The following is an 8,135-nucleotide window of genomic DNA, read 5'->3' as shown; positions in this document are numbered from 1 at the left end:
GAAGTAGTGATTCACGACTTCAAGGCGCTTTTCGAAGGGGTATTTTGGCTTTGACATATCAGGGACTATTCCATTTCATCGTCCAACAAAATGGGTGCAGTACAGGTAAATGAATATTTCCCGGGGCTTTCCACTTTCTGTCCCTCAACAATGCTCAAGACAGAAAGTCTTAAGCACCCGCCGCACATCTTATCCATTTGAATCAAAATGCAAAGATGTAATTCTTTTTCGTGCAATTTACATTATTTCTGCGAGCAGCTTTCAAGATTAATAATTGATATTTTTAATGAGTTAGGCGGAAATAAAAAGGGAGTGAATATTTCACTCCCTTTATTCATCAATTAAATAATATTATTATCCCATCGCACTTTCGCGCAAGCGGGCTTTCAGCTTGTTATATTCGTCGATCACATACTGTTCCGCAGCGTGCTGATCCGCAATCGGCTCCACGCGTACGGCACAGTACTTATACTCCGGCGTTTTGGTTATCGGGCTTAAGTTCTCCGTCACCAGTTCGTTACAGGCGCCAATCCACCACTGATAGGTCATGTACACCGCCCCTTTGTTGGGACGATCGCTGACCTGCGCACGGGTAATGATCCTGCCTTTACGCGAGTTCACCCATACCAGCGCTTCGTCTTCAATGCCAAGACGTTCAGCGTCGGCGGTGTTGATCTGCGCATAACCAGGTTCGTCCGCCAGCGCTGCCAGCGCCGCGCAGTTGCCGGTCATCGAACGGCAGGAGTAGTGGCCCACTTCACGCACGGTGGAGAGCACCATTGGATACTCATCGGTGAGTTTATCAATGGGGGCAACCCAGTCGCAGGTGAAGAACTGTGCCAGCCCATTTGGGGTGTCGAATTTCTCTTTAAAGAGATACGACGTGCCCTGGTCGGCCTCAGACTCATCCCGGCACGGCCACTGGATATACCCCAGTTCACCCATTTTTTCATAGGTTGCACCGTAGAAGTCCGGACACAGATGCCGCAACTCGTCCCAGATCTCCTGAGTGTTGTTGTAGTGCATCGGATAACCCATGCGGGTGGCAATTTCGCTGATGATTTGCCAGTCGGTTTTCAGATCCCACTTCGGCTCCACCGCTTTAAAGAAGCGCTGGAAGCCACGGTCTGCCGCCGTGTAAACCCCTTCATGCTCGCCCCAGGACGTTGACGGTAAAATCACATCCGCCGCTGCTGCGGTTTTGGTCATAAAGATGTCCTGAACAATCACCAGCTCCAGATCCTCAAACCCTTTACGCACCGCAGAGAGCTCGGCGTCGGTCTGGAGAGGATCTTCGCCCATGATGTAAGCCGCCCGCACTTCACCATGTGCCGCCCGGTGCGGCAGCTCGCTGATGCGATACCCTGTGTGCTCCGGCAAACTTTCCACACCCCACGCTTTGGCAAACTTCGCGCGGTTTTCCGGGAACTTCACGTACTGATAGCCCGGATAGGTGTCCGGCAGCGCACCCATATCGCAGGCACCCTGCACGTTGTTCTGACCGCGTACCGGGTTCACCCCGACGTGTGCCTTGCCAAGGTTGCCGGTCAGCATGGCGAGGCTGGTCAGGGAACGCACGGTTTCCACGCCCTGATAGAATTGGGTCACGCCCATGCCCCACAGAATGGCGGCGGTTTTCGCCCCGGCGTACATCCTTGCTGCCTGACGGATCTCCTGCGCGCTGACGCCGGTGATCGCTTCGACAGATTCTGGCGTATAGCCTTCGACAATTTTCCGATACTCTTCAAAACCTTCCGTACGAGTGGCGACAAACGCCTGGTCGTAGAGGTTCTCCTCAATAATGACGTGCCCCATGGCGTTCAACAGCGCGATGTTCGAGCCGTTTTTCAACGCGATGTGCATATCTGCAATACGAGCCGTTTCGATTTTGCGCGGATCGCAGACGATGATTTTCGCCCCGTTCTGTTTGGCGCGAATAACGTGGTTCGCGACAATCGGGTGAGAATCCGCCGGGTTATAGCCGAAGATAAAGACGAGATCGGTGTTGTCTATCTCGTTAATTGCATTACTCATTGCGCCGTTTCCGACCGACTGGTGCAGACCTGCAACCGATGGGCCGTGTCAGACGCGAGCGCAGCAGTCGACGTTATTGGTTCCAATAACGGCGCGCGCGAATTTTTGCATTACATAGTTGGTTTCGTTACCCGTCCCGCGCGATGACCCGGTGGTCTGGATCGCATCCGGGCCATATTTAGCCTTAATGGCGCTCAGGCGGGTGGCGACGTAGTCCAGCGCCTCGTTCCACGAGACGGCTTCCAGCTTGCCACCGCGTTCACGGCGGATCATGGGGGTTTTCAGGCGCGGGGTGAGAATTTGGGTATCGTTAATAAAATCCCATCCGTAGTACCCTTTCAGGCACAGCGTGCCCTGGTTGGTTTTCCCCTGTGCGGCCTCCGCCCGGACGATTTTGCCGTTATCGACCACCAGGTGGATCTTGCAACCTGAGGCACAATAAGGGCAAACCGTGACGACTTTTTTCATCAGTCTGCTCCAGTTAATCATTTCGCAGCCATAATGCAGCTTTTATGCCATGTTTTTAGTGTGGGTATCACTCGACTTTACGGGTGTTTTCCTGGCAAAACCCTGACGAAAAGCAGGCAATCGTCAAAATTGACGTGTCGAAAAGGCAGCGGATGTGACATGGGTTGTAATTCCGTCACGTAAAAATCCATTTGGCTGGAGCCGACGGCAGAATAGTTCAGACTTAACATAATCCCCTGACGGAAGCATGCGATGAAACCGGCGATTCTGGTGGTTGATGACGATACGGCAGTGTGCGAGCTGCTGCAGGATGTGCTCAGCGAGCACGTCTTTACGGTGCTCGTCTGCCATAACGGACAGGACGCACTGAACCGGGTTCATCAGGAACCGGGAATTGCCCTGGTCCTGCTGGACATGATGCTGCCGGATATCAACGGCCTGCAGGTCCTGCTGCAGTTGCAAAAGCAACGCCCGGATCTGCCGGTAGTGATGCTTACCGGGCTGGGGAGTGAGTCTGACGTGGTGGTAGGGCTGGAGATGGGTGCCGACGATTACATTGGCAAACCGTTTAATCCGCGTGTGGTGGTCGCCCGGGTTAAAGCCGTGCTCAGGCGTACCGGAGCGCTGGCGGCCGACACGCCCGCGCCACGAGTGGCGGGCATTGCTTTTAATGGCTGGACGCTGGATACCACCCGCTGCGAACTGATCGATCCGCAGCGTAACCCCGTACCGTTGACCCAGGGTGAATACGGCCTGCTGCTGGCGCTTACCCAGAATGCCCGCCGGGTACTGAGCCGCGAGCAGCTGCTTGAGCTGACCCACAGCGAAAGTGCCGATGTGTTTGACCGCACCATCGACGTGTTGATCATGCGCCTGCGCCGGAAAATCGAAGCCAATCCGCACCAGCCCGCATTAATCAAAACGATCCGCGGGCTGGGCTACGTCTTTGCCGCCGATGTCTGTCATCCCGATAGGGCGGCGTAAGTGCTTACGTTATGGCAGCGACAATAAGCGCGGCGAAAATCGCCGTGATGACCAGGTACTTCAGTGCGTAATAGAGCTTCCGATTACGCTTCTTCAGACGCTGACCGCGTTCTCGCCCGGCGTGCACATATTTGAAGATACGGTTGATTCCCCCGGTGCGGTCGTTATCGTCATTGGGGGAGCTGGCCGCTGACATCAGCGTTGTCCCGACCCAGTGGTTAACCGCCTGCGCCCAGCGCCATTTCATCGGACGTTCGATATCGCAGAAGAGAATAATCCGCGTGTGATCCGTTTTATTCTCCGCCCAGTGCACGTAAGTTTCATCAAAGATGACAGCCTCACCGTCACGCCAGCTGTGGCGCTGCTGGTCAACCTCTATAAAGCAGCGATCGTCATTTGGCGTGACCAGGCCTAAATGGTAACGAACCGAGCCGGCGTAGGGATCGCGATGCTTGCCGAGCTTCGCGCCCGCCGGGAGTTCGGCAAACATTGCCGCTTTCACGGACGGGATCTCACTCACCAGTTGTGTCGTAACGGGGCACAGGGTCTGAGCCGAGGGATGCGCATCGGCATACCATTTGAGGTAAAACCGTTTCCAGCCGCGTTTAAAGAAGGTGTTAAAACCGGCATCGTTATGATTTTGTGCCGCCTTAATATGATCCTGCAAACGCAGCGCCTCTTCGCGAATGACCTCCCAGTTTTCCGTCAGTTTATTTAATTCCGGAAAGCGCTCGGTTTCAAAAAAGGCCTGTCTGGCGGGCAGCGAAGAGAACGCCGTCATAAACATATTGATAGGCGCCATAAAGGTGGAGTGGTCGAAAAGTTGACGGGAAAGCGTCTGTTTTTCTTTGCCGCGCGAATGCGCATAAATAACACTGATAATAAATATAGCGATGATAATTGCTGCGAACATTTTTCCTTGTCCTCTGTATCTCTCATTTCGGAAAAGCGTGTGGGCAATATGTTGCCCACGCCGAATGTGCCAGACGCAGAGAGTGTAGTTCGGCTATGCAAAATTCATAGAACTGTAATCAAAAATCGCAATTTTTGTTAATTTAGGCGATGCTCTCCTGAATAAAGCGCGTCAATTCCTCCAGCGTTTTTGCTCCATCAATGGCATTCGCGGCCAGCAGGCTTGCCCGGGCGCAGGCATGCGCCAGGTAAATACTCTCTGCCAGCGGCAGCGATTCATGACAGCCATATAAGAAACCGGCACAAAAGGCGTCGCCCGCGCCGACGCTGCCAATAATCTCCTCCTGAGTCAGCCTCCATGAGGGGATCCAGCGTCCTTCTTCGTTTGCGGCTTCTCCCCAGGCACCTTCCGGGCAGTGGATCACCACCCGCTGCCGGACGCCTGCCGCCAGCAGCTGCGCGGCGGCTTCAGCGATGTGAGCAACGTGCGGTGCGTCGTTGCCGTCGCGCATCTCAAGGCCGCTAAATTCTCCGGCTTCCAGTTCGTTAATGACCAGATAATCGAGATGACGAAGGGCAGGGAGGACCAGCGGCTGATAGCGCGGATCGCCCTTACGGGAGACCAGATCGAGCGAGGTTTCATACCCCTGCTCACGCATCTGCGCCAGCAGCCGTGCGCTGCGGGTGCCGTATTCGTCATCTGGCATATCCAGACTGTCGAGCAGCAGCAGGTAGCCGAGGTGGAAGATTTTCATTGTGCCGTCGAGACGGTCAAACGCGGGGAGATCCAGCAGGCGGTTGGCCCCGGGAGAGTGGAAAAAGGTGCGCTGTCCGCTGGGGTCGGTCATCACCTGCGACATGGAGGTTGGCGCAAAGGTGGTGCGCTGTACGCGCTGTCGATTGACGTGATACTGGTCGAGCATTGCCAGAATGTAGTCCCCGTCGCTGTCTTCGCCAATCAGCCCCACCGCCTGCAGCGGCAGGCCGACGTGCATTTTTGCCAGCGTCAGCAGGACGTTAAGCGGCGCGCCGCCGGTGGAACGCTCGCTGTGGGTAATTTCTGCCAGCCAGCCGCGTTCCGGCCATTGCACGATCTGGTGAACGTGATCCACCAGCATATTGCCCGCGGCGATGATCCCTTTGCGTTCCATTATGCCTGCCCCGCGCTGCCAAAGATGCGCATCTGTTCGGCGACCGTATCGGTAATCGCCTCTTCTATGCCCAGCAGCAGCTCGGCAAACTCATCGTACAGCGGCTGGCGGTTGGCCATACGCTGCTCAACGGCGGAAAGCGCGGCCTGGGACATGCCGGTATAGAAGTTGATTTTATGAATACCAAGTTCAATGGCGCGACGAAAATCAGCATCGCTGATCCCGGAGCCGCCGTGCAGCACCAGTGGCAGCCCGGTCTGCTGGCGAATGGCGTCCAGACGGGGGAAATCGAGCTTTGGCTCGCCCTTGTATTTGCCGTGTGCGTTGCCAATGGCGACGGCCAGCGCGTCAATGCCGGTTGAATCGACAAATTCCCGTGCCAGCTGCGGGTCGGTAAAGTACGCTTCATCCGCATGGCCGTAGAGCGCCCCGCCTTCATCGCCACCGACGGCACCTAACTCTGCCTCCACCGACACGCCCACCGCGTGACACATCTTCACCACTTCACGCGTCTGACGAATATTCTCCTCGTAGCTCAGTGTCGAGCCATCGAACATCACGGAGCTGAACCCTAAGCGCAGGGCGCGCACCACGGCGTCAAAGTGCAGGCCGTGGTCGAGGTTGAGTACCACGGGGATCGCGTGGCGGGCGGCTTCGTACTTAACCGCTTCGACAAGCGACTCCAGCGACACATATTTAAAATGCACTTCGGCGATGTTGATGATAAAAGGCGAGCGCTCCTGCTTCGCCGCGGCAAACAGGGCGCGCAGGAAGTGGGTGTCGAGAACGTTGAACGCACCCAGCGCGTAGCGATGTTGCCTGGCGTGCGCAAGACCGTCGGCAAGAGAAATCAATGGCATCATTTACCCCTTATATCCGAAACAGGTTGTACTCGTTGCACAGTACCAGAACCGCCGGTTCGTCTTCTTCGATGTTGTTATAGCGGGCAACGGGCTGCAAAAAGTGGTTGTCGTGTTCATCGTCATTGACCGATGACACTTCGCCCACCAGCACGTCGCCAAAACCGCGTTCACCCCAGAAACTGTGGTACAGGCCGGGCGTCAGGCAGATGCTCTCCCCTGGTGTAAGGCGCAGCTGGCTGCCGGGTGCGTGGGTCTGCTGGCAACCGTCTATCGTGACGGTGACGTCCGTGTTTTCGGTCTCTGCAGGTGCACCGGCATTCCATAACTCAATAATGAGATTTCCACCGCCGCGGTTGATGATGTCCTCCCGTTTGCGCCAGTGAAAATGCATGGGCGTGAGCTGACCGTCGCGTACGTGCATGATTTTTTCGGCATAGCATTTTTCATACGGCGTGCCGTTTGGTGAGCCGTTGCGCAGGGTAAACAGCGTGAGCCCCTGCGCGGCAAAGCTGCTGCCGCCAAAGGCCGTTACGTCCCAACCGAGCTTAAGGTCAAACACTTCCTGCCAGGCGGCCTGATCGAGCTGTTGCCATTTTGTGGGTGGGAAGCTGGCAAAAGGGGGGAGATGCACGTCGTGCATGGAGAAAAACTGCCGCGTGTGGCCGAGGATTTCGTTGATTTCGGAGCGTTTCATGGGGACTCCTTGTGTTTTTTGTCGGCCCAGTCCCCTCTCCCTGTGGGAGAGGGTTAGGGTGAGGGCATCGGGCCGCACAATTGTTACTTAACCGTCCACCCCTTATACGTGCCGACGTTCTTTTTATCGATCATCGTCACCGGGATCAGCACAGGCTCTTTCGGTGCCGGTTTGCCCTGTAGAATGTCATAGCCGATCTCAACCGCTTTTGCCGCCATGACCTGCGGATCTTGTGCCGGCGTCGCCACAAACAGGGAGTTTTCCCGCTTCAGGGCTTCTTCGCCGTCCGGGCTACCGTCCACACCAACGATAAAGAACTCGTTGCGTTGTGCTTGTTTCGCCGCCAGATCGGCACCGATCGCGGTCGGATCGTTAATCGCGAAGACGCCATCGATCTTCGGATTGGCCGCCAGCAGCGAGGTCATGACTTCCAGACCCCCTTCACGGCTGCCCTTGGCGTTCTGGTTATCGGAGAGCACTTTGATATCCGGGTGTTTTTTGAACTCGGTCTGGCAACCTTCCACACGGTTCTGGACGGCAGAGACCGGCGGTCCGTTGATGATCACCACATTGCCTTTGCCGTTCAGGCGGTCGGTGATGTACTTACAGGCCATTTCGCCCGCCTGGGTGTTATCGGAGGTGATCGTCGCGTCTGCACCTTCTGCCGCCACGTCAACCGCGACCACCACGATCCCGGCCTCTTTCGCGCGTTTCACCGCTGGGCCGATCCCTTTAGAATCTGCGGCGTTGAGGATGATCATGTCCACTTTGGCGGCAATAAAGTTGTCGATCTGCGCCACCTGCTGGCCCAGATCGTACCCGCTGGAGACCAGCGTCACTTTGACGTTATCCCCCGCCAGCTTGCGCGCCTCCAGCTCGGCACCTTTGGTGATCTGCACGAAGAACGGGTTGGCCAGGTCACCCACCGTTACGCCGATGGACTTCAGATCTTTCGCCTGCGCAAACGGCGTTGCGGCAAGCAGCGCGCCAGCACAGAGCGCGGTCACTAAGGGCTTCAATCTCATGCTC

7 protein-coding genes are annotated in these 8,135 nt (G+C 56.2%); 1 reads left to right on the top strand and 6 read right to left on the bottom strand.

The window, feature by feature from the left end:
- Positions 1 to 354: 354 nt before the first annotated feature.
- Positions 355 to 2,502, bottom strand: coding sequence for a formate dehydrogenase subunit alpha (gene fdhF / locus ACOTX3_RS23195; protein WP_077681898.1), 2,148 nt, complete (start codon positions 2,500 to 2,502; stop codon positions 355 to 357).
- Positions 2,503 to 2,754: 252 nt separating this feature from the next.
- Here fdhF and ACOTX3_RS23190 point away from each other — a divergent pair, with 252 nt between their 5' ends.
- Positions 2,755 to 3,486, top strand: coding sequence for a response regulator (locus ACOTX3_RS23190; RefSeq protein ID WP_013095088.1), 732 nt, complete (start codon positions 2,755 to 2,757; stop codon positions 3,484 to 3,486).
- A gap of 4 nt (positions 3,487 to 3,490) precedes the next feature.
- On the opposite strand, the gene lpxO is transcribed toward ACOTX3_RS23190, so the two are convergent.
- The 5 genes from lpxO to ACOTX3_RS23165 form a co-directional block, all read right to left on the bottom strand.
- Complete coding sequence (lpxO, locus tag ACOTX3_RS23185) at positions 3,491 to 4,399, bottom strand: lipid A hydroxylase LpxO (protein ID WP_058678449.1); 909 nt, start codon at positions 4,397 to 4,399, stop codon at positions 3,491 to 3,493.
- A 142-nt stretch (positions 4,400 to 4,541) separates the two neighbouring features.
- The gene (locus ACOTX3_RS23180; RefSeq protein WP_058678448.1) at positions 4,542 to 5,549 is read right to left on the bottom strand and encodes a carbohydrate kinase family protein; all 1,008 of its coding nucleotides are present in this window, start codon (positions 5,547 to 5,549) and stop codon (positions 4,542 to 4,544) included.
- Positions 5,549 to 6,409, bottom strand: a complete 861-nt coding sequence (locus ACOTX3_RS23175) for a ketose 1,6-bisphosphate aldolase (protein WP_044159019.1) — start codon at positions 6,407 to 6,409, stop codon at positions 5,549 to 5,551. Before ACOTX3_RS23175 ends, ACOTX3_RS23180 begins: the two co-directional genes overlap by 1 nt.
- A 10-nt stretch (positions 6,410 to 6,419) precedes the next feature.
- Complete coding sequence (locus ACOTX3_RS23170; protein ID WP_058678447.1) at positions 6,420 to 7,106, bottom strand: D-lyxose/D-mannose family sugar isomerase; 687 nt, start codon at positions 7,104 to 7,106, stop codon at positions 6,420 to 6,422.
- Positions 7,107 to 7,189: 83 nt separating this feature from the next.
- Positions 7,190 to 8,131 carry an ABC transporter substrate-binding protein gene (locus ACOTX3_RS23165; protein WP_013095094.1) on the bottom strand — a complete coding sequence of 314 codons (942 nt, stop codon included), beginning with the start codon at positions 8,129 to 8,131 and terminating at the stop codon, positions 7,190 to 7,192.
- Between the last annotated feature and the right edge of the window lie 4 nt (positions 8,132 to 8,135).

It is taken from the genome of Enterobacter cloacae complex sp. IR5384, assembly GCF_049237265.1.
In the GTDB taxonomy this organism is placed as follows: Bacteria; Pseudomonadota; Gammaproteobacteria; order Enterobacterales; family Enterobacteriaceae; genus Enterobacter; species Enterobacter cloacae.
Note: the sequence above shows the minus strand (reverse complement) of the source record. Positions and strands in the feature narration are given on the sequence as shown.

Bases quoted from the DNA above. Each gene is read 5' to 3' on its own strand.
- ACOTX3_RS23175 (WP_044159019.1), bottom strand. From the start codon at position 6,409: ATGCCATTGATTTCTCTTGCCGACGGTCTTGCGCACGCCAGGCAACAT.
- lpxO (WP_058678449.1), bottom strand. From the start codon at position 4,399: ATGTTCGCAGCAATTATCATCGCTATATTTATTATCAGTGTTATTTAT.
- ACOTX3_RS23180 (WP_058678448.1), bottom strand. From the start codon at position 5,549: ATGGAACGCAAAGGGATCATCGCCGCGGGCAATATGCTGGTGGATCAC.
- ACOTX3_RS23190 (WP_013095088.1), top strand. From the start codon at position 2,755: ATGAAACCGGCGATTCTGGTGGTTGATGACGATACGGCAGTGTGCGAG.
- ACOTX3_RS23165 (WP_013095094.1), bottom strand. From the start codon at position 8,131: ATGAGATTGAAGCCCTTAGTGACCGCGCTCTGTGCTGGCGCGCTGCTT.
- ACOTX3_RS23170 (WP_058678447.1), bottom strand. From the start codon at position 7,106: ATGAAACGCTCCGAAATCAACGAAATCCTCGGCCACACGCGGCAGTTT.